At 68.7% G+C, this 20,081-nt stretch carries 13 protein-coding genes; 6 read left to right on the plus strand and 7 right to left on the minus strand.

Features of this window, described 5'->3' with window-relative positions:
- Nucleotides 1–20: 20 nt before the first annotated feature.
- The gene (locus OG985_RS04705; protein WP_371666930.1) at nt 21–1,667 is read right to left on the minus strand and encodes a ricin-type beta-trefoil lectin domain protein; all 1,647 of its coding nucleotides are present in this window, start codon (nt 1,665–1,667) and stop codon (nt 21–23) included.
- A gap of 461 nt (nt 1,668–2,128) precedes the next feature.
- On the opposite strand from OG985_RS04705, the gene OG985_RS04710 reads away from it, so the two are divergent.
- The 3 genes from OG985_RS04710 to OG985_RS04720 all read left to right on the plus strand — a co-directional run bounded on the left by OG985_RS04710 (nt 2,129) and on the right by OG985_RS04720 (nt 6,881).
- Nucleotides 2,129–3,763 carry a glycoside hydrolase 43 family protein gene (locus OG985_RS04710; protein WP_371674259.1) on the plus strand — a complete coding sequence of 545 codons (1,635 nt, stop codon included), beginning with the start codon at nt 2,129–2,131 and terminating at the stop codon, nt 3,761–3,763.
- Nucleotides 3,764–3,812: 49 nt separating this feature from the next.
- The gene (locus OG985_RS04715; RefSeq protein ID WP_371666931.1) at nt 3,813–5,819 is read left to right on the plus strand and encodes a non-reducing end alpha-L-arabinofuranosidase family hydrolase; all 2,007 of its coding nucleotides are present in this window, start codon (nt 3,813–3,815) and stop codon (nt 5,817–5,819) included.
- Between the two features lie 96 nt (nt 5,820–5,915).
- A complete protein-coding gene (locus tag OG985_RS04720) occupies nt 5,916–6,881 on the plus strand; it encodes a glycoside hydrolase family 6 protein (RefSeq protein ID WP_371666932.1) in 966 nt (321 codons plus the stop codon).
- A 191-nt stretch (nt 6,882–7,072) separates the two neighbouring features.
- Here OG985_RS04720 and OG985_RS04725 read toward each other — a convergent pair whose 3' ends face one another.
- Nucleotides 7,073–7,795 carry a FadR/GntR family transcriptional regulator gene (locus OG985_RS04725; RefSeq protein ID WP_371666933.1) on the minus strand — a complete coding sequence of 241 codons (723 nt, stop codon included), beginning with the start codon at nt 7,793–7,795 and terminating at the stop codon, nt 7,073–7,075.
- Between the two features lie 445 nt (nt 7,796–8,240).
- Between OG985_RS04725 and OG985_RS04730 the strand changes: the two genes are divergently transcribed.
- On the plus strand, nt 8,241–10,472 hold the full coding sequence (locus OG985_RS04730; RefSeq protein ID WP_371666934.1) for an alpha-L-fucosidase: 2,232 nt from the start codon (nt 8,241–8,243) through the stop codon (nt 10,470–10,472).
- A 346-nt stretch (nt 10,473–10,818) separates the two neighbouring features.
- Here the strand turns inward: OG985_RS04730 and OG985_RS04735 are convergent, their stop codons facing one another.
- Both OG985_RS04735 and OG985_RS04740 read right to left on the minus strand, forming a co-directional pair.
- Entirely contained in the window at nt 10,819–11,382 is a 564-nt protein-coding gene (locus tag OG985_RS04735) for a type 1 glutamine amidotransferase domain-containing protein (RefSeq protein ID WP_371666936.1), read from the minus strand.
- 195 nt (nt 11,383–11,577) lie between these two features.
- The gene (locus tag OG985_RS04740; RefSeq protein ID WP_371666937.1) at nt 11,578–12,027 is read right to left on the minus strand and encodes a DUF1931 family protein; all 450 of its coding nucleotides are present in this window, start codon (nt 12,025–12,027) and stop codon (nt 11,578–11,580) included.
- A 632-nt stretch (nt 12,028–12,659) separates the two neighbouring features.
- Between OG985_RS04740 and OG985_RS04745 the strand changes: the two genes are divergently transcribed.
- Nucleotides 12,660–13,037: a DUF2267 domain-containing protein gene (locus OG985_RS04745; RefSeq protein ID WP_371666938.1), complete on the plus strand. Its 378-nt coding sequence runs from the start codon at nt 12,660–12,662 to the stop codon at nt 13,035–13,037.
- Between the two features lie 245 nt (nt 13,038–13,282).
- Here OG985_RS04745 and OG985_RS04750 read toward each other — a convergent pair whose 3' ends face one another.
- The 3 genes from OG985_RS04750 to OG985_RS04760 all read right to left on the minus strand — a co-directional run bounded on the left by OG985_RS04750 (nt 13,283) and on the right by OG985_RS04760 (nt 17,463).
- A complete protein-coding gene (locus OG985_RS04750; protein ID WP_371666939.1) occupies nt 13,283–14,458 on the minus strand; it encodes a zinc-dependent alcohol dehydrogenase in 1,176 nt (391 codons plus the stop codon).
- Nucleotides 14,455–15,393, minus strand: a complete 939-nt coding sequence (locus OG985_RS04755; protein WP_371666940.1) for an SRPBCC family protein — start codon at nt 15,391–15,393, stop codon at nt 14,455–14,457. The genes OG985_RS04750 and OG985_RS04755 overlap by 4 nt, the downstream gene beginning before the upstream one ends.
- A 288-nt stretch (nt 15,394–15,681) precedes the next feature.
- Nucleotides 15,682–17,463, minus strand: a complete 1,782-nt coding sequence (locus tag OG985_RS04760; protein WP_371666941.1) for a PucR family transcriptional regulator — start codon at nt 17,461–17,463, stop codon at nt 15,682–15,684.
- A 703-nt stretch (nt 17,464–18,166) separates the two neighbouring features.
- On the opposite strand from OG985_RS04760, the gene dnaK reads away from it, so the two are divergent.
- Nucleotides 18,167–20,077, plus strand: coding sequence for a molecular chaperone DnaK (dnaK, locus tag OG985_RS04765; RefSeq protein WP_371666942.1), 1,911 nt, complete (start codon nt 18,167–18,169; stop codon nt 20,075–20,077).
- The last annotated feature ends 4 nt before the right edge of the window (nt 20,078–20,081 follow it).

Here is a 20,081-nt window from a genome sequence, read left to right on the forward strand (position 1 = left end):
CCTTTTGAAGCCGCGGTTGCTCACGCGCGGGTCCACTTCTGGTTGGCCTGGCCGTTGCAGCTCCACAGGACCAGCGGGGTTCCGTTGGTGGTGCCGGCCCGGCCGGCGTCGAGGCACAGCCCGGCGTGGGCGTTGCGGATCGACCCGTCGGAGCCGACGGTCCACTTCTGGTTGTTCTGGCCGTTGCAGGGCCAGGTGATGACCCGGGTGCGGTTGGCGGTGCCCTGGTTGTCGGCGTCCAGGCACTTGTCGCCGAAGACGCGGATCTCGCCGCCGGCCCAGGTGGTCCACAGCTGGTTGGCGGCCGTGTGGCAGTCCCAGATGAGTGCCGTGGCGCCGGAAGCGGTGGAGGCGTTGTCCACGTCCAGGCAGCGGCCGGACGCGTTGCCGCGCAGCCGCGAGGTGGTGGCGGCCTGCGGGCTGCCACCGCTGACCCGAAACACGGCCACGCCGTGCGCGGGGACGCTCGCGGAAATTTGCCCGGCCGTGCTCGACGTGCCGCCGGTCCACAGGTCGGTGAGGGTGAACGGCCCGCCGGACAGGCCGACTTGTCCCACGTTGGTGGTGACCGTCGTCGTGTCGCCTCCCCGGTTGAACAGGCCCACCGCGACCGAGCCGTCGGACATCCGTTTGGCGAACACCTCGGTGCTGCCGTCGTCGCGCACCCTGCGCCCACCCGCGCCCAGCTGATCCTGGTTCACCGCCAGCAGACGCGGGTTGCGCAGGATCGCGCTCACGTCGGCTGACATGGTTCGGATGTCGTTGCCGGCCATGAGCGGTGCGCCCAGCAGTGCCCATAGGGCGAAGTGCGAGCGGGACTCGGTCAGTGACAGGCCGGGGCGGCCGACGACCAGCATGTCGGGGTCGTTCCAGTGACCCGGGCCGGACTGGGCCGCCAGCGGCGCGGTGACATCCAGGACGTTGCCGACGCCCATCGGATAGCTGTTGGTGTTGCCGTTCTGCCAGATGTCGAGCAGGTCCTCGGTCGTCCGCCACAGGTCGGCGACCTCGCCCCAGTTGTACGTGGCGCCGGTGATGGCGTGCAGGCTGTTGGGGTTGATGCTGTAGACGATCGGCCGCCCGGTGGCGCGCAGGGCGTCGCGCATGAGCGTGAACCGCGCGACCTGTTCGTCGCGGGTACCGCTGGAGGAACACCAGTCATACTTCAGGTAGTCGACGCCCCACGACGCGAATGTGGCGGCGTCCTGGGCCTCGTGACCCCTGCTGCCGGTGGACCCCGGGTAGCCGCCCGTGGCCTGCGCGCAGGTGCGCTCGCCCGGCACCTGGTAGATGCCGAATTTCAGTCCCTTGGCGTGGATGTAGTCCCCGAGCGCCTTCATTCCGCTCGGGAACTTGGCCGCGTTGGCCCGGAGGTGGCCCGACGCGTCACGCTGCGGGTCGAACCAGCAGTCGTCGACCACCACGTACCGGTAGCCGGCTTCCCGCATGCCGGAGGACGCCATCGCGTCGGCGGCCTGGTGAACCTGCGCCTCTATGATCCCGCACCCGAAGCTGTTCCAGCTGTTCCAGCCCAGCGGCGAGGTGAGCGCCGGGCTGCCGGGCGCGGCCGAGGCGGTGGAGTGGGCGGAAGCGGTCACGGCCGCGGTGATCGTCAGCGCGGCCGCCGCGAGGAGGTGGAGCAGCCGTCCGCCTGATCGTCTGGGCACCAAGTGCTCCCTTTCCGGAAGGGCGCCATGGGAGGGTGACGGGAAGATCGATGTCACGTCCATGACACTAAGGTTGGTTCGAAATTTCGTTGACCGTTCGGAAACTGTGAGCCTCTCGGATACTAGGGAGGCGGTCGAACATGTCAACACCCATGGCCGAACCGCCCCCCACGATCCGGCCAGGCAGGCCCACGGAAGGTGCCGTATTTGCACTGCCTGGGCAACTGGCCAGCGGCGACACGAAATCAGACGTCTTCTTCGAATGTTTCGAGACTACTGACGATTCATGCGAGGGGTATTGACGGGATTCACCGGCCCCCTATCATCCAGATTGCTCGACAAGCCGATCCTTGTTCGATATCTCGTATACGAGTAGACGCTTCGCGCGAACCAGCAGGGCACCTCCGGACCCCTCCCACCATCAACGGCTGGGCCACAGAAGGAGAACGCCACACGTGCAGATGTCATGGACTCATCACCTCCTGTCCCGTCGCCGCGCGCTCACGACTGCCACAGGCCTGGCCGCCGTCACTCTGCTTCCTCCGACAACGGCCTCCGGCACGGCTTCCACCCAAGCGCCGGCCCTCGCGACCGCGGCGGCCTTCACGAACCCGGTGATCTGGCAGGACTTCGCGGACATCGACGTCATCCGCGTCGGTGACACCTTCTACGCCTCGGCCTCGACCATGCACTACTCGCCGGGCGCGCCCGTCCTGCGTTCGTACGACCTGGTCAACTGGGAGATCGCCGGTCACTCGGTGCCCGTGCTCGACTTCGGCGCCAAGTACGACCTGAACGGTGCCCGCGGCTACGTCCGAGGGATCTGGGCGTCGTCGCTGGCCTACCGGCCGAGCAACAGGACGTTCTACTGGCTCGGCCAGATCGACTTCGCCAAGACGTACCTCTACACCGCCACCGCGGCCGAGGGGCCATGGAACAGGCTGACGACGATCAACACCCCCTACTACGACGCGGGGCTGCTCGTCGACACCGACGACACCCTCTACGTGGCGTACGGGAACACCACCATCAGCGTGGCCCAGCTCTCGGCCGACGGCCGCAACCAGGTCCGCACGCAGCAGGTGTTCACCGCTCCGTCGAGCGTCGGCACCCTCGAGGGCTCCCGCTTCTACAAGATCAACGGGCAGTACTACATCTTCCTGACCCGCCCCGCGAACGGCCAGTACATCCTGAAGTCGTCGAGCGGCCCCTTCGGCCCCTACACGATGCGGCAGGTCCTCCTCGACCTGCCCGGGCCGATCCCCGGGGGTGGAGTCCCCCACCAGGGCGGGCTGGTGCAGACGGGGAACGGCGCCTGGTACTACCTGGCTTTCGTCGACGCGTACCCCGGTGGCCGGATGCCCGCCCTGGCGCCGGTCACCTGGACCGCGGACGGCTGGCCGGTCGTGCAACTCGTCAACGGCGCCTGGGGCACTTCGTATCCCAGTCCGGCCGTTCCCCCTCCGCCCCGCCAGACCCCCCCCATGACCGGCGTCGACACCTTCGACGGCACAACCCTCAAGCCGAGATGGGAGTGGAACCACAACCCGGACAACACCAGTTGGTCGGTCAACAACGGCCTGACCCTGCGGACCGCGACCGTCACCAACGATCTCTACTGGGCCCGCAACACCCTCACGCACCGCATCCAGGGCCCCACCTCCACCGCCACGGTCCAGCTCGACCACACCGCGATGCGAAACGGCGACCGGGCCGGACTCGCACTGCTGCGTGACTCCTCCGCCTGGATCGGCGTCAAGCGCGACGGCGCGGGGACGCGCGTGTCCATGGTCAACGGGCTGACCATGGACACCAACTGGAACACCACCGGCACCGGCACCGAGGTCGCGAGCGCGGCCGTCTCGGGCAGCCGCGTCTGGCTGCGCGCGAGCGCGGACATCCGTCCCGGCACCGGACGCCTCGGCACCTTCTCCTACAGCACCGACGGCGCCACCTTCGCCCGCCTCGGACCCGCCTTCTCCCTGGGCAACGACTGGCGGTTCTTCATGGGCTACCGATTCGCCCTCTTCAACCACGCCACCCAGGCACTCGGCGGCGCGGTCCGCTTCACGCGGTTCGAGCTGACCACGCCCTGAAGAGGTCCACCGATCGCACCACGCAACCCCCCACCCCACGAGGAGAACCATGAACCCTCTCAAACGGCTCGGCTGTCGCCGAACCTCGATCCTGGGCCTGCTGGCCGCGACCGTCCTGGCGACACCCGGGACCGCGACCGGCGCGCCCGACGCCGTCCGGGCCTCCACCCTGGGCGCGCAAGCGGCCCAGTCCGGCCGGTACTTCGGAACCGCGGTGGCCGCGGGCCGGCTCGGCGACCGTACGTACACCGGCATTCTTGACCGTGAGTTCAATATGGTCACGCCCGAGAACGAGATGAAGTGGGACGCCACCGAGCCGTCCCGCGGCTCGTTCAACTTCGGCCCCGGCGACCAGATCGTCAACCGCGCGACGTCCCACGGTCAGCGCATGCGTGGCCACACCCTGGTGTGGCACTCCCAACTGCCCGGCTGGGTCAGCTCCATCAGGGACGCGAACACCCTGCGATCCGTGATGAACAACCACATCAACACCGTGGCGAACCACTACAGGGGAAAGATCTACGCCTGGGACGTGGTGAACGAGGCCTTCGCCGACGGCGGCAGCGGCCAGCTCCGCAGCTCGGTCTTCCGGGACGTGCTGGGCAACGGCTTCCTGGAAGAGGCGTTCCACACGGCCCGGACGGCCGACCCAGGGGCCAAGCTCTGCTACAACGACTACAACATCGACGACTGGAACGCCGCCAAGACCCAGGGCGTCTACCGCATGGTGCGCGACTTCAAGGCACGCGGCGTGCCCATCGACTGCGTCGGCCTCCAGGCCCACTTCGGCGCCGGTGGTCCCCCCGGCAGCTTCCAGACGACGCTGTCGAGCTTCGCCGCCCTCGGCGTGGACGTCCAGATCACCGAACTGGACATCGCGCAGGCGTCACCGACCGCGTATGCGAACACGGTCAGGGCCTGCATGAACGTGGCACGCTGCACCGGCATCACGGTCTGGGGCATCCGCGACAGCGACTCCTGGCGCAGTAGCGAGAACCCGCTGCTGTTCGACCGCAACGGCAACAAGAAGTCGGCGTACAACGCGGCGCTGACGACACTGGGCGGCACGCCCGCCACCACGCGCGGCGCCCCTGACGCCACCGCCCTGCCCAGCAGGTACTCGTGGAGCTCCAGCGGCCAACTGATCGCACCGAAGCCCGACTCGACCCACAACATCGCCGGCATCAAGGACCCGACGGTCGTCCAGTACAACGGCAAGTACCACGTGTTCGCCAGTACCGCGAGCTCCTCCGGCTACAACCTCGTCTACCTGAACTTCAGCGACTGGTCCCAGGCCGGCTCGGCCACCCACCACTACCTGGACCGCACCGCCATCGGCTCCGGCTACCGGGCCGCGCCGCAGGTCTTCTACAACGCGCAGCAGCGCCTGTGGTATCTCGTCTACCAGACCGGCAACGCCTCGTACTCCACCAACCCCGACATCAGCAACCCCAACGGGTGGAGCGCACCCCGCAACTTCTACTCGTCGATGCCTGACATCATCCGGCAGAACATCGGCAACGGCTACTGGGTCGACATGTGGGTGATCTGCGACAGCGCCAACTGCTACCTGTTCTCCTCCGACGACAACGGACACCTCTACCGCTCGCAGACGACCGTCGGCCAGTTCCCGAACGGTTTCACGAACACCGTCATCGCACTGCAGGACTCCAAGAACGCGTTGTTCGAAGCGAGCAACGTGTACAAGGTGCAGGGCAGCAACCAGTACCTGCTCCTGGTTGAGGCCATCGGTTCCGACGGGCGGCGCTACTTCCGCTCCTGGACCTCCGCCAGTCTCGCCGGCTCCTGGACGCAGCTCGCCGCGTCCGAGAGCAATCCCTTCGCCCGGGCGAACAACGTCAGTTTCCCCGCGGGCGCGTGGACCCGGGACGTCAGCCACGGCGAGATGATCCGCGCGGGCTACGACCAGACACTCACCATCCCCGCGTGTCGGCTCCAGTACCTCTACCAGGGCCTGAATCCCAACGCGGGCGGCGACTACAACCTCCTCCCGTGGCGGCTCGGCCTCCTGACCCAGACCAACTCGACCTGCTGACCGACCAGGCCCGTGGGGAGCGCTCCCGACGGGAGCGCTCCCCACACTCACCGCCGACCACCGGACGCATCCCTGCCAGAGAACCGAGGTACCGTCATGCGCCGCAGACTGCTCGCCCTGGCAGCAGCGCTCTCCTCGCTGCCGCTGACGCTCGCCGCCGCACCGTCCGCCCACGCGGCGGATCCGACGACGATGACCAACGGGTTCTACGCGGACCCCGACTCCAGCGCGAAGCGATGGGTGGCCGCCAACCCCGGCGACGGCCGGGCACCCGCGGTCAACGCCTCCATCGCGGGCACCCCGACGGCCCGCTGGTTCGGCTCGTGGAGCGGCACCATCGGCACCGCCACCGGCGCGTACGCGGGCGCCGCGGACGCCCGGGACAAGCTGCCCGTCCTTGTCGCCTACAACATCTACAACCGCGACTACTGCGGCGGGCACTCCGCGGGCGGAGCCTCCTCGCCGTCCGCCTACACGAGCTGGATCGCCCAGTTCGCGGGCGGGATCGCGGGCCGCCCCGCCGTCGTGGTCCTCGAACCGGACTCCCTCGGGGACTACGGCTGCATGACCCAGGCCCAGATCGACGAACGCGAGGCCATGCTCACCGGCGCGCTCGCCGAGTTCAACCGCCAGGCCCCCAACACCTGGGTCTATCTCGACGCCGGCAACCCGGCCTGGGCCAGCGCGGCGACCATGGCCCGGCGCCTGCACGAAGCCGGCCTCCGACAGGCCCACGGCTTCTCGCTCAACGTCTCCAACTACCTGACCACGGCCGAGAACACCGCATACGGCAACGCCGTCAACACCGAACTCAACGCCCGCTACGGCTACACCAAGCCGTTCGTCGTGGACACCAGCCGCAACGGCAACGGCTCCAACGGCCAGTGGTGCAACCCCTCAGGCCGCCGTATCGGCACGCCCACCCGGCTGGGGGGAGGCGCGGAGATGCTCCTGTGGATCAAGGTACCGGGTGAGTCCGACGGCAACTGCGGCGCCGGAAGCGGCTCCTCGGCCGGACAGTTCCTCCCCGAGGTCGCCTACAAGATGGTCTACGGCTACTGATCCGGGACCGCTCGGGCGAAGTTCCGTACCGGGTCAGGGCGTATGAAGGGCTCAGCCGGCGGGGCCGTCGCAGGCAGCGGCACGCCCCGGGGGTGGGCGAAGGCCGTGCGATAAGACGCATTCCCGAGGCACCCTGCATTCATCCCGCGTGCCGCCTGTCGCGGGGCACCGTGGCGGGCAGCGCCCGCCCGTCACTTCCGCGCTGTCGTCCCGAAGGGAAGGGGTTCGCCGGAGCGCAGGTGCTGTCTCAGCCACTGCTCGGTGTTGCTGACGTGCAGCAGGGCGGCAGCCTGGCTCAGGGCGGAGTCACGGGTGGCCAGCGCGTTGAAGATGGCCTCGTGCTCGGCGAGGGTGCGTCCGGCGGCCTGGGTGTCGACCAGGCCGCGCCAGATGCGGGCGCGCAGGGTGCGGCCGGAGATGCCTTCGAGAAGGGTGAGCAGAGTCTCGTTGCCCGTGGCCGAGATGACAGCGCGGTGGAAGGCCGCGTCATGGGCGTTGAGCTGTCCGACGTCGTCGCGGGCCTCGCGCATGGCGTCCAGGTGCCGCTTCACCTCGGCCAGTTGGGCGTCGGAGATCCGGGTGGCGGCAAGGGCCGTGGCGATCGGTTCGAGGAGCCGCCGTACCTCCATGAGGTCCTGCAGGGCGACCGAGTCGCCCTGCAGGAGTTCCACCGCGCCGCCGAGCCCCTCCAGCAGCAGGCTCGGCTGCAGGCTGGTCACATAGGTGCCGTCGCCCCGCCGGACCTCCAGGACCCGGGCGACGGCCAACGCCTTGACCGCTTCCCGGGCGAGGTTGCGGGACAGGCCCAGCTGTGCGGCCAGGTCCGCCTCCGGTGGGAGCTTCGAGCCCGGAGGCAGGGCACCGGTCCGGATCAGCTCACGGATCTCCTCGATGGCCTTGTCCGTCAAAGACACCGCTCGTCCCTCCCCCCACCGTGCCCAGACCTGTTCGGCCCCTGAGTGCGGAGATCATCCCAGAGGCCGCCCAGGACTTGCTGATCACGAGGTTCCACGTTTCGCCTGACCTGTTCCGGAGTCCGCATGCCGAGGGTGACGTTGATGATACTGGGACGCGTGTGCGGGAAGGCGACCGCGACGCCGGGCAGGGTGGTGCCGCCGCAGGGCACGGTTCATCCCGTCAACAGTCGCCACTTGATGACTATCGCCGACCGTGAATCACGGTAAGACATTCTATCTTTGCCCGATCTCAACACACGCTAAATCCTGACAAATGAGCTTGTTCATTCGAAGCGATGGACACTTTCATCCCTGCACGCGGTTGACATCCCATGGCGATATGGCCGACCTTCAAGCGTGGCCCCTGCATTCCCCCGTCCCCTTCCGCATCAGGGATGTGTCCATGTCGAGCTCGATCAACCGACGCCAGTTCCTGGCCTCCGCAACCTGCGTGGCCACAGCGGCCGTTGACGGAGGTGTGTCTGGTGCAGGAGTCGCCGAGGCGGCGTCCAGCGCGTATACGCCCGACTGGAACTCGCTCGACCAGCACCCGCCGGCTCCGGAGTGGTTCCAGGACGCGAAGTTCGGGATCTACTTCCACTGGGGCGTCTTCAGCGTCCCCGCCTTCGACAACGAGTGGTACCCGCGCAGCATGTACCAGAGTGGCAGCAACGCCAATCGGCACCACACCGCGACCTACGGTCAGCCGTCGGCGTGGCCGTACCACAACTTCATCGACGGAGCGCGGGACCTGGCGGGCAACACCGTGCAGTTCGCGCCGAAGCTGAAGTCGGCCGGCGGGAAGTTCGACCCCGACGAGTGGGTTCAACTGTTCGTCGACGCGGGCGCGAGGTTCGCCGGCCCGGTCGCCGAGCACCATGACGGCTTCTCCATGTGGGACAGCCAGGTCAACGAGTGGAACTCGGTGAACAAGGGGCCCGGCCTCGACCTGCTTCGGCTCTTCACCACGGCCATCCGCGCCAAGGGCCTGAAGCTACTGGTGGCCATGCACCACGCCTACCACTTCAACGGCTTCTACGAATTCGCCCCCGCACAGACGGACGGCAGCCTCAAGAAGTTCTACGGACAGCTGGGTTCATCCGCGGAGAACCAGCTCTGGTTCGACAAACTCAAAGAGGTCATCGACCGCGCCCAGCCCGACATCCTGTGGCAGGACTTCAAGCTGGACGCGGTCGACGAGACACAGCGCCTGAAGTTCCTGGCGTACTACTACAACCAGGCCGACAGCTGGGGCCGTGAAGTCGTCGCCACCTACAAGGACGGCATGAACGGCGAGGGCGAGGTCTTCGACTACGAACGTGGCGGCCCGGCCGATCTGACCACCCCGTACTGGCTGACCGACGACAGCATCTCCAGCAGCAGCTGGTGCTACACCCAGGGCATCGGCTACTACACCGTGCAGCAGATGCTGCACTCGTTCATCGACCGGGTCAGCAAGAACGGCAGCGTGCTGCTGAACCTCGCGCCGATGGCCGACGGGACCATCCCCCAGGCGCAGAAGGACATCCTGCTCGGCATCGGAGACCACCTGAGGCGCTTCGGCGAATCGGTGTACGCGACCCGCGCCTGGACGGCGTACGGCGAGGGCCCGACGAAGATGGGCGGCGGCGCGTTCACCACTCCGCACGCCGGCACCGCGCAGGACATCCGCTTCACCCGCAACAAGGCCGACAACGTCCTGTACGCCACCGTCCTGGGCTGGCCCGGCAGCGCGCTGACGATCAAGACCCTCGGCTCGGACCGGATCAACCTCTCCTCGCTGACCTCGGTCACGCTCCTCGGCTCCACCGCCGGCACCTACATCGACCTGCCCACGCCGGCCCAGAACGCCTCAGGCCTCACGATCGGCCTGCCGTCCTCGGCGCCCTACAGCGCGGGCGCCTACGTCCTGAAGCTCACCTTCTCCGGCACGATCCCGGGCTTGCGGCCGCTCGCCGGCGCCATCGCCTTCACGGACGTCAACTACACCGGCAACTCCGCTGCCCTCACCGTCGGCGACTACAACTCGGCCGGCCTGACCGCGGCCGGACCGGGCCCACGCACCGTCTCCTCCCTCCGGCCGGCCCCCGGCTACCAGGTGATCGGCTACTCCGGAGACAACTTCACCGGCACCTCCTGGACCTTCACCGCCGACAACCCCGACCTCGGAGTCACCGGCAACAACGACCAGATCACCTCACTCAAGGTCCAGTTCAACCCGGCGACATACTTCCGGATCACCAACGCCACCAACGGCTTCGTCCTGGACAGCGGCGGCAACGTCGCCTCCGGTTCCAACCTCAAGCAGTGGACCTGGGACGGGAGTCCGAACCTGCAGTGGCACGCGGTGGCTGTCGGAGGCGGTTACTACAGGCTGGTCAACCGTACCAACGGCATGGTCGCCGACGGCTGGGGCGCCACCGCCGACGGCTCCCCGGCCAGACAGGCCGCCTGGAACGGCGGCACCAATCAGCAGTGGACCATCACCCACCGCGGCGGCGACCGTTACTCGATCGCCAACCGCACCACCGGTCTGGTCCTCGACGGCGGCGGCAACGTCGACTCGGGCTCCATCACCAAGCAGTGGACCTACGGCATCAGCACCAACCTCTTGTGGGCCTTCACCGCGGTCTAGCCGACGAAGTCGGCGCAGGCCGGATCTGCGGCCAGGTCCAGCATCTGCACCGACTTCGGCGCGCAGCTGCGGGGACGGGTTCGGCCAATCCCCGGCCGGTGGCGAGGGCCCTCTTGGCGATGTCGGTGGCGGCCGGGTACCCGAGGGTCATCCTGGTGGCGCTCGTCCTGGTCATGGCGATCCCCACCTGGGCACAGCGGCACGCGATGCGGCTGCGCGACGCTATGGACGGGCAGCCGTACGGAGGCGACCGCCCCGGCTTTCCGGCCCGTGGGGGTCGAGAGCTTTCCCGCACAACTCCACCGTGGACCGTCTGCTGCCACCGCCGGCGACCAGACCTGCCGGGTCAGCCGGGCATGGGGTGGTGTGCCCGGGCGAACTGCTCCACGATGGCGGCGCAGAAGGCGGGCAGGTCCGCCGGACTGCGGCTGGTGACCAACTGCCCGTCGACGACCACCTCCTCGTCGACGACCTCCGCGCCGGCGTTGCGCAGGTCGGTGCGGATACTGGGCCAGGACGTCAGGCGACGGCCGCGCACGGAGTCGGCTTCCGCCAGAGTCCACGGGCCGTGGCAGATGGATGCGACCGGTTTCCCGGTGGTCATGAAGTCCTTGACGAACTGCACCGCGTCGCGGTTCATGCGCAGTTGGTCGGGGTTCATAGTGCCGCCGGGCAGGAGCAGCGCGTGGTAGTCGTCGACGGAGGCGTCGTCGACCGTGCGGTCCACGGGGAAGGTTCCGGCCGCGTTGAGGTCGAACTGACGTGCCTGTATCTCGCCGGGGTGGAGTGAGAGGATTTCGGTCTTCGCCCCCGCGCCCTGCAACGCGCCGCGCGGCTGGTCGAGTTCCACCCGTTCGACGCCGTCGGTGGCCAGAATCCCCACCCTCATCCCCCGGAGTTCCTGTGTCATGGTACGGCTCCCTTCACGAGTCACTGGTCTGTGCGTTGCGAGTGGCAGATACATCTGGCAGGGCACGTAGGGGTCCCCTGCCGGACCGGGGACGGCAAGGCCGGGCCAGGACGTGCCCCAGGCGTGTGTCCGGGCGCGGTGCGGGGGGCTGCCGTCCTGAGAGGGAAGATGTGCAGATCTGAGCCGCTCAGACTGCTACAGGAGCCGGTCGAAGACCGCGGTTACACCCTCCCAGTGCTTGGTCTGCGGGTTCTTGATGTCCGAATACATGATCTTGAACGTCTCGGCGAGGGCGACGCTGAGACCGCCGATGATCTCGGGGTAGCGCTCTTCGGTCTCCTGGGTGGGCGCCCTGTCGAGGGGAGGATGCGCGGCGAGGGCTTCCAGGATCGGCTTCAGCTCGACCTCCTCGTCGAGCCGGCGGAAGCGGTGGATGGCCTCCTGGAGGCCCTTGGTAATCGGTAGGTCCCACGGTTCGACGGTGTCCCGGCCATTGGCCTTGGCCGATGCCTGGCCCACGAGCAGGAGGTCATAGAGCTTGGCGTCGACGAAGTCGCCGTACCGCTTCAGATCGTTCTTGTCCACGTCGAGGCCTGCGGCAGCGCGGAAGAACCTCTCGAACTTCGACACACCCATCACGGTCATGCCTCTCGCCTCCTCACCGAGAACCGTTACGGCGTCGCTCGCTCCCGGCCGCGCCGCCATCTGCTGTTACCCGGTCGAGATTCGCAGGGCCCCCGGGGTGAGCGCCTCCGCACGCCAGGCCGAAAAGGAGCACTCCCTCTTCTCCTAGCAGAGCAGCGACCAGTGGTCAGGCCTCCATCGGCCGGCCGCCTGTCCGCTTCACGAGATGGTCCACCCCTGGTCGGACGAGCTGGGGCGGCCGCGGGCAGACGTAAAGGCAGCCGGGGCGGCGGAGGCAGTCCGAGGTGGTGAAGTCGGGTGGTATCGCGCCGGCCACTGCGGGTCCGGAGTTCCCTGTACGGCACCCCGACGCACGTACGGCAGACCAGCTCGGCCTCCCCTTGCCGTGGCGCAGGTTGTCTGCATTTGCGCTCGGAGGCCTATCGAGCCTTGCACTTTTCCTCCCGTGGGGAGCAGGCCGGGTGGGGCCCACATCCGGAGTATGGAACCGACGAAGCACCCCCCTCTACTTGGCCTTGGCTGGGGCGCGCGCCTTGGTCGCGCCGCAGCCCGCCATCTCCCACGCACCACGCCCCCTTCGACGGCTGTCTCCCCCGCCGGGGGCTGCACAGCTACAGAGAGCAGGACGGCCCATGGACTACAACACCTTCCTCGACACCATCACCCGGCGCGGCAATGTCCCCCCGGAGAAGGCGGAGCCCCTCACCCGTGCCACCCTGGAAACCCTGGCCGAGCGGCTCACCAGGGGTGAGGCGGACGACCTCGCCTCCGAACTGCCCAAGCAGCTGAAGGAGACGCTGGTCTCTCCCACTCCGGAGGCCGAACCGTTCGGACTCGACGAGTTCATCAATCGGGTGAGCAGGCGAGCGGGGGTGAGCCCGGAGGAGGCCCGTGAGGGTGTACGGGCCGAGCTGAGCACCCTGAAGAACGCGGTCAGTGATGGAGAGTTCCGCCATGTACTGTCCCAGCTGCCCCGGGACTTCGAGGCTCTGGTCGGCGCCCAGGACTAGGAGGAGCTCCCGGCCCGGCATGGTCATGGTGGAGGCCATGGCCTGCGGCACACCAGTCGTCGCCCTGCGTCGCGGCTCAGTACGGAAAACCTCGAGGAGCCGAGCCCGCCCCTCGGGCTGCGGCCCGAGGGGCAGTTCGCGCGGCCGCCATTTGCGTACCGCGCGAGGCTCCTGGTGGTGCGGAACGCCTGCGCGCCCGGGAGTTCGGCGCGGTGGAGGAAGCACCCGAGTTCAGCGGCGGGGCCTCACGGCTTGAGGACGACCTTCTCGCAGTGGTCCTTCTTGTTCTTGAACATGTCGTAGCCGGTCGCTGCCTCGGTCAGGGGCAGCCGGTGGGTGATCACCCGGGTGGGGTCGATGCTGCCCTGCTCGATCAGACCCAGCAGCGGCTTCATGTACTTCTGCACATGGCACTGCCCGGTGCGCAGGGTCAGGGACCTGTTCATCCAGGCACCCGCCGGGAACTTGTCGATCAGCCCGCCGTAGACACCGATGACCGACACCACGCCGCCGCTCCGGCAGGACAGGATGGCCTGGCGCAGGGCGTGCGGCCGGTCGGTCTCGGAGCGGACCGCCTGCTTGGCGCGGTCGTAGAGGTCGAGGTGGGAGGCACCGTGCGTGGCTTCCATTCCGACCGCGTCGATGCACTTGTCGGGGCCCCGGCCGCCAGTGAGTTCCAGCAGGGCCGAGCGTACGTCGACCTCCTCGAAGTCGACGGTCGCGTAGCCCTGAGCGGCGGCCATGTCGAGCCGATAGGTCTCCTTGTCGATCGCGATGACCTTCTCCGCGCCCAGAACCCGGGCGCTGTCCATCGCGAACTGGCCGACCGGCCCGGCGCCCCAGACGGCGACGACGTCACCCTCCTGAATGTCGCACAGCTCGGCGCCCATGTACCCGGTCGGCAGGATGTCGGACAGGAACAGCACCTGCTCGTCGCTGAGGTCCGACTCGATTTTGAAGGCGTTGACGTCGGCGAACACCACCCGGGCGTACTCTGCCTGACCGCCGGCGAAGCCACCGGTGAGATGGGAGTAGCCGTAGATGCCGGCGGTGGGATGCCCGAAGAGCTTTTCCGAGATGCCGGAGTTGGGGTTGCTGTTCTCGCAGCACGAGTACAGCTCCGCGCGGCAGGACGCGCAGGCGCCGCAGGCGATCGGGAAGGGCACGACGACCCGGTCGCCGACGCGCAGTTTGCCGTTGCGGATGCCGGGACCGACCTCGACGACCTCGCCCATGAACTCGTGGCCCATGATGTCGCCCTTTTGCATGGTGGGGACGTAGCCGTCGAGCAGATGGAGGTCGGAGCCGCAGATCGCCGTCGAGGTGATTTTGACGATGGCGTCGCGGCTGTTCAGGATCGACGGTTCGGGGACGTCCCGCACTTTGACCGAGTTGCGCCCGGTCCAGCAGCTTGCCTTCATGCCGCAGCCTCCTTCAGTTCGTCCTCGGTCAGCGGTCGGGCCGGGTGCTGCGGGAATTCTCCGCGGGCGCGCTTGCCGCCGGGTGCGCCCTCCGAGCGGACGACCTCGCCGGTCTCCGCGATCTGCTTGAAGCGGCGCAGGTCGTCGTCCAGTTGCTGGTGCGGTTCCTCGCCGAAGTAGCGCGCCGCAGCCTTGCCCAGCGCCCCGCCGGGCAGGTCGTAGCGCAGGGTCACCCGGATCTCCGTGCCGCGGTCGCCGGGGGCGGGCTCCAGGCGGACCTCGCCGGAGTTGTCGATGTCGGCGCCATCGACCGACCGCCAGGCGATCAGCCGGCCGGGGATCTGTTGCGTGGTCTCGGCGTCCCACTCGACCGTCTTGCCGAACGGCGCGCTCGCCCGCCAGCGGCTGGTGCGCGGGCCGGTGACGCGCACCTCGTCCAAGTGCGCCATGAAGGAGGGCAGTCGCTCAAGGTCGCTCCACAGACCGTAGACCTCGTCCGGCGGTTCGGTGACGGTGGTCGTCGCGGTCAGTTGCATGGGGGCGCTCCCCCGTGTGCGGGTGACGGCCGCGTACACGTCCGTGGCCGTGATGGCGCTGACCGCGGCGGTTGCCGCGACCGTGCGGCCGAGGCCGCGGCCGTCGTGGTTCTTCAGGGCCCGCGTCAGCGATGCCAGATCGATGAGGTCGCCGCTGACACGCCCCCACAGCCACGCGGGATGCGGCCGCCCCAGCAGCCCGGCCGCCGCCGCCAGCTCACGCACTCCGACGGCGGTCGTGGCCAGACGGTTCCGGGGGGTGTCGTCCACGCCCAGTGCCCGGGCGAAGTCCGCCGGGGCCACGACCTGGGGCACTCCCAGGAGCGCACTGGTCCAGCCGAGGCCGCGCACGAGGGGATCGTGCCGTAGGCGGGAGGTGAAGCGGGTGTCTGTCTTCATGGGTTCTCCCCACGTGCGATGAGGTGACGGGAAAGCGTCAGGCCACTCAAGTGCGGTAGCGAAGCACGCATGTCGGACAACGCCGGAGTTTCCGCGCGGTCCGTATCCAAACACGACCGGACACCTGTGTTCCACGGCTTCGGCCACCTCGTCGAGTCCCCACCGACGACTCCTGTCCCCTGGCCGCTCACCGTCGGCGTCCGGCCGCGACGGCCCCGCCCGGCGCGCCACGCAGGCAGGCGCGCCCGGCCCCGATCTCCGGCAGCATCCGCACCGCGCCTCCTCAACTCAGCCGTGTCCGCCCAGCACGATCCTCCACACCCGGGTCGCCACCTGGAGGTTGAGCCGGTTCTCGACGTTCGCGAGGTCGTTGCCGCTGATGTCGCGGATGCGCTGGAGCCGGTACCGCAGTGTGCTGCGGTGAACCGCGAGGGATTCGGCGGTCTCGTCGTAGTTGCCGCCGCAGTCGAAGTACCGGGACAGGGTCTCCACCAAGGCTGTGTGGTGTTGGGCGTCGTAGTCGATGAGCTTCCCCAGCCACTCGTGGACGAACGTCTCCAGTTCCCGGTAATCGTTGCCGGGTCCCAGGATGCGGTAGAGGCCCAGCTCGTCGAAGAACGTCGTGCCGTAGCGCTCGCGGGAGTGGCGGCGCACTTCCAGGGCGCGCTGCGCCTCCTGGTAGCGGTGGGGGATGTCGTCCGGGGAGTCACACGGGGCGCTCACCCCGATCGTCCCGGACCGTGTCCCGGTCTCCCTGGCGAGCGCCTCGTACAGCGCGCGGGCGTGCGGCCGGTCGTAGACGACCAGGACCACGTGGTCGGATCGCCGGGTCAGCAGTGAGCGCATGCCCACGGCCGAGGCCGCCCGCCCCACGGTCTGCGCGAAGGAGTCGTCGGCAGTCCGGTTCGACCACTGCACCACGACGACGTAGTGGCTGCGGTGCAGGTCGTGCCCGACTGCCTCGGACCGGGCGTAGGCGCTCGCCTCGTCGGTCCCCGCCAGGAGGTCGTCGACCAGCTCGCGGCGCAGCCGGAGTTCCACTTCGGCCAGATTGCGCAGGTGCGCCAGTTCCAGGGCGAGCGACGTGGCGGCGTGTGCCAGTGCGAGCACGGTGTGCTCGTCGGCCTCGTTCCGGGCATCGACCAGGGCCAGCACGCCCAGAATCTCGCCGTGTGGGCGGACCAAAGTGATCAGCCGGTCCTTTATCCGCACCGGCCCGGCCTCCCGGGCGACGGCCTGCAGCATTTCGTCCTGGCGTCTGGGGTCCGGTTCCGGATAGGGGTCGGGGCGGCTGGGGCCGGTCCAGGACCTCAGCCGGCCGAAGCGGTCCTCCACCAGCGCGGGGAGTCCGGTGAGCCGGTGCAGTGCGCGGGTGATGGCTTCCTCGCCGCCACCCGAGGCGGCGACGTCGGCCATGAGCGCGTGAACGGCACGCTGGTACCCCAGCTCGGCCATGACGGAGATCAGCTGCCGCTGGAGGACTGTGCGTTCCTGCCTGAGCCGGTGCAGCTCCAGCGCTTCCTCGCCTTGGCGGCGGCGCGCGAAGGCGACCGACAAAGCGGCAGCGGTGTTCCGGACGAGCGTGGCGAGCAGGGAGCGCTCGGCCTCGGTGGGCTGGGAGTGGGACGTCACCACGAGGTAGCCGTGGAGCCTCTCAAGGCCGCGCAGTCCCAGGGCCCGGCCCCAGAGCTGGCCCGGTACGGTCACAGGGCCGTCGTGCCCGGCCAGTTCCCGCACCCTGTGGTCCACGGCCAAGGCGTGGCGCTGCACGTTCGTCCGGCTGGGGACCAGGCAGCCGTCCACCGTGAGGTATGCGGCCTCGGCGCTGTACGGCCCTGCGGCGGCTATGTGGTCCATGGCCAGGCGCAGGATCTCGCCCTCGTCCGGAGTGTCGAAGAGGGTGCGGGAGAGCACCGTCACGTCGTGGAGGGCATGGTCGGCCGTGGTGGTAGCGGATGGGCCGGTCTCTCTCCGCGCGGCCGTCGGAGGCCGCCCGGCTCCGTCCCGCGGAAGGCTGCCCTCCCGGTCGGAGCGGCGGCGGTACAGGTTGTGCGCCCAACTGCCGGCCATTGGGATCACTCCGTTCTCCCCACGCTTTCAGGGAGGAGAGACGCGACGGGTACCCGCTGTCAGGCCGCTCATTCGAAATGTTTGGATTCTTCGTACTCGTGGGGCGACCGGACCCGCTCGTTTCTGACTCGCCAGGCGCAGGCGTCAAGCCACTCGGCTGGCCACCCTGGAACTTCGCAACCTCCGCGCGCACCGGCAGGAAGGACTGGGCGATGACCGAACAGCGTCGCAGGCCGGTCGGCTGTACAAGAAATCCCCGAAGGCCGAACGCGCCGATGACGACCTTTATCACCCCGCGTTCCCCGTGGGGAGGGCAGCGATCATCGGCCGGCACGTGCACCTGGCCGAGGTGATCGGCTGGATGCACGACGGCACGGCCGCACTCCACGCAACGGCGGGAGACGGGCCACCCGTGCCTGATGAGCAGTTGTCCCGCCGTGTGGACTGGCCCGACACCTTGGCTCGGCCCTGCTCCTCGCCCTGTACGGGCTGATCTTCGGAGCGATCGCAAGCACGCTGCGGGGCGGCCACCGGGATGTCGCCTCGCTGCGCTCGATGCGGCCGAGGCGGTGCGAGGTTCGTCGTGGGCGAGGCGGTACGGCTGATCGGCACGCTGCGTACCCCCGTCGAAGGTTCCACCCATATCCGAACGAACGTGATCCGAAGAGTCGGCGCAGGCCGCCGCACCCAGGAGGAGTTACTCATGGCCAAAGCAGTGGGCATCGACCTGGGCACCACCAACTCGGTGATCGCCGTGTGGGAGGGCGGCGAGGCGTCCGTGGTGCCCAACAGCGAGGGCAACCGCACGACACCGTCCGTCGTGGCCTTCACCGACACCGGCGAGCGCCTGGTGGGCCAGCTGGCCCGCCGCCAGGCGATCCTCAACCCCAAGGGCACCATCTACTCGGCCAAGCGGTTCATCGGCCGGCACTTCGACGAGATCTCCGAAGAGGCCAAGGCGGTGACGTACGACGTCGTCGAGGGCGACGGTGGGGCGGCCCGATTCAAGGTGCGCGACAAGCTGTACGCGCCTGAGGAGATCAGTGCCCAGGTGCTGCGCAAACTCGCCGACGACGCGTCCAAGCAGCTGGGGGAACGGGTCACGGAGGCTGTCATCACGGTGCCCGCCTACTTCAACGACGCCCAGCGCACCGCCACCAAGGACGCCGGACGGATCGCGGGACTGGAGGTGCTGCGGATCATCAACGAGCCGACGGCGGCCGCCCTCGCCTACGGCATGGACAAGAAGGAGCACGAGACCATCCTCGTCTTCGACCTCGGCGGCGGCACCTTCGACGTGAGCATCCTCGACGTCGGCGACGGCGTGGTGGAGGTGCGCTCCACCGCCGGCGACAGCCACCTGGGCGGCGACGACTTCGACCGCCGTCTGGTGGACTACCTCGCGGACGACTTCCAGAAGGAGAACGGCATCGACCTGCGCAAGGACGCGCAGGCCCTGCAACGCCTGTTCGAGGCGGCGGAGAAGGCCAAGACCGAGCTGAGTTCGGTGACGCAGACGCAGGTCAGCCTGCCCTTCATCACCGCCGATGCCTCGGGCCCCAAGCACCTCACCGACTCGATCATGCGGTCCACGTTCGAGCAGATCACCAGCGACCTGGTGGAACGCTGCCTGGGGCCGGTCCAGCAGGCCATGACCGACGCCAAGGTCGGCGAGAGCGACATCGACGAGGTCATCCTCGTCGGTGGTTCCACCCGCATCCCGGCGGTTCAGGCCCTCGTGCGCCGGCTGACCGGCGGCAAGGAACCCAACATGAGCGTCAACCCCGACGAGGTCGTGGCCCTGGGCGCCGCGATCCAGGCCGGGGTGCTCAAGGGCGAGGTCAAGGACGTCCTGCTGCTCGACGTCACCCCCCTGTCGCTGGGCGTCGAGACGCGCGGCGGAGTGATGACGAAGATCATCGAGCGGAACACCACCATCCCGGTGCGCCGCAGCGAGACCTTCTCCACCGCCGAGGACAATCAGCCGGCCGTCGACGTGGTGGTCCTCCAGGGCGAGCGCGAACGGGCCGCCGACAACCGGGTGCTCGGCCGCTTCCAGCTGACCGACATCCGTCCGGCGCCGCGGGGCGAAGCACAGATCGAGGTCACCTTCGACATCGACGCCAACGGCATCCTCAACGTCAAGGCCCGCGACCGGGACACCGGCAAGGAACAGGGCATCACCATCACCGAGAGCTCCAACCTGGACCGCAGCGAGGTCGAACGCATGGTCCAGGAGGCCGAACGCAACCAGGACCAGGACCAGGCCCTGCGCGAGGCCGTCGACGCCCGCAACGAGCTCGACGCCGTCGCGTACCAGGTCGAGAAGCGCCTGGCCGAACTGGGCGACGCAGCTCCCGCGCACGAGAAGGCACGCGCCGAAATGCTGGTGTCCGACGCCAGGACGGCGATCAAGGAAGAGGCGGGTGTGGAGCGTGTACGGCCCCTGACCTCCGAACTCCAGCAGGTGCTCGCCGGGCTGGCGGCCCACCAGGGCGGCGCCACCACGGACGGTCCGGGCCAGGACACCACCGAGGGCGGCGCGACCGCCGGCGGCCCCAGCGGCGGTGGCGGTGACGACGACGTCATCGACGCCGAGTTCGACAAGGACTGAGGAA

Source organism: Streptomyces sp. NBC_00289, assembly GCF_041435115.1.
Lineage (GTDB): Bacteria > Actinomycetota > Actinomycetes > Streptomycetales > Streptomycetaceae > Streptomyces.

Bases quoted from the DNA above. Each gene is read 5' to 3' on its own strand.
- OG985_RS04710 (WP_371674259.1), top strand. From the start codon at position 2,129: ATGTCATGGACTCATCACCTCCTGTCCCGTCGCCGCGCGCTCACGACT.
- OG985_RS04715 (WP_371666931.1), top strand. From the start codon at position 3,813: ATGAACCCTCTCAAACGGCTCGGCTGTCGCCGAACCTCGATCCTGGGC.
- OG985_RS04720 (WP_371666932.1), top strand. From the start codon at position 5,916: ATGCGCCGCAGACTGCTCGCCCTGGCAGCAGCGCTCTCCTCGCTGCCG.
- OG985_RS04730 (WP_371666934.1), top strand. From the start codon at position 8,241: ATGTCGAGCTCGATCAACCGACGCCAGTTCCTGGCCTCCGCAACCTGC.
- OG985_RS04735 (WP_371666936.1), bottom strand. From the start codon at position 11,382: ATGACACAGGAACTCCGGGGGATGAGGGTGGGGATTCTGGCCACCGAC.
- OG985_RS04740 (WP_371666937.1), bottom strand. From the start codon at position 12,027: ATGACCGTGATGGGTGTGTCGAAGTTCGAGAGGTTCTTCCGCGCTGCC.
- OG985_RS04745 (WP_371666938.1), top strand. From the start codon at position 12,660: ATGGACTACAACACCTTCCTCGACACCATCACCCGGCGCGGCAATGTC.
- OG985_RS04750 (WP_371666939.1), bottom strand. From the start codon at position 14,458: ATGAAGGCAAGCTGCTGGACCGGGCGCAACTCGGTCAAAGTGCGGGAC.
- OG985_RS04755 (WP_371666940.1), bottom strand. From the start codon at position 15,393: ATGAAGACAGACACCCGCTTCACCTCCCGCCTACGGCACGATCCCCTC.
- OG985_RS04760 (WP_371666941.1), bottom strand. From the start codon at position 17,463: ATGGCCGGCAGTTGGGCGCACAACCTGTACCGCCGCCGCTCCGACCGG.
- dnaK (WP_371666942.1), top strand. From the start codon at position 18,167: ATGGCCAAAGCAGTGGGCATCGACCTGGGCACCACCAACTCGGTGATC.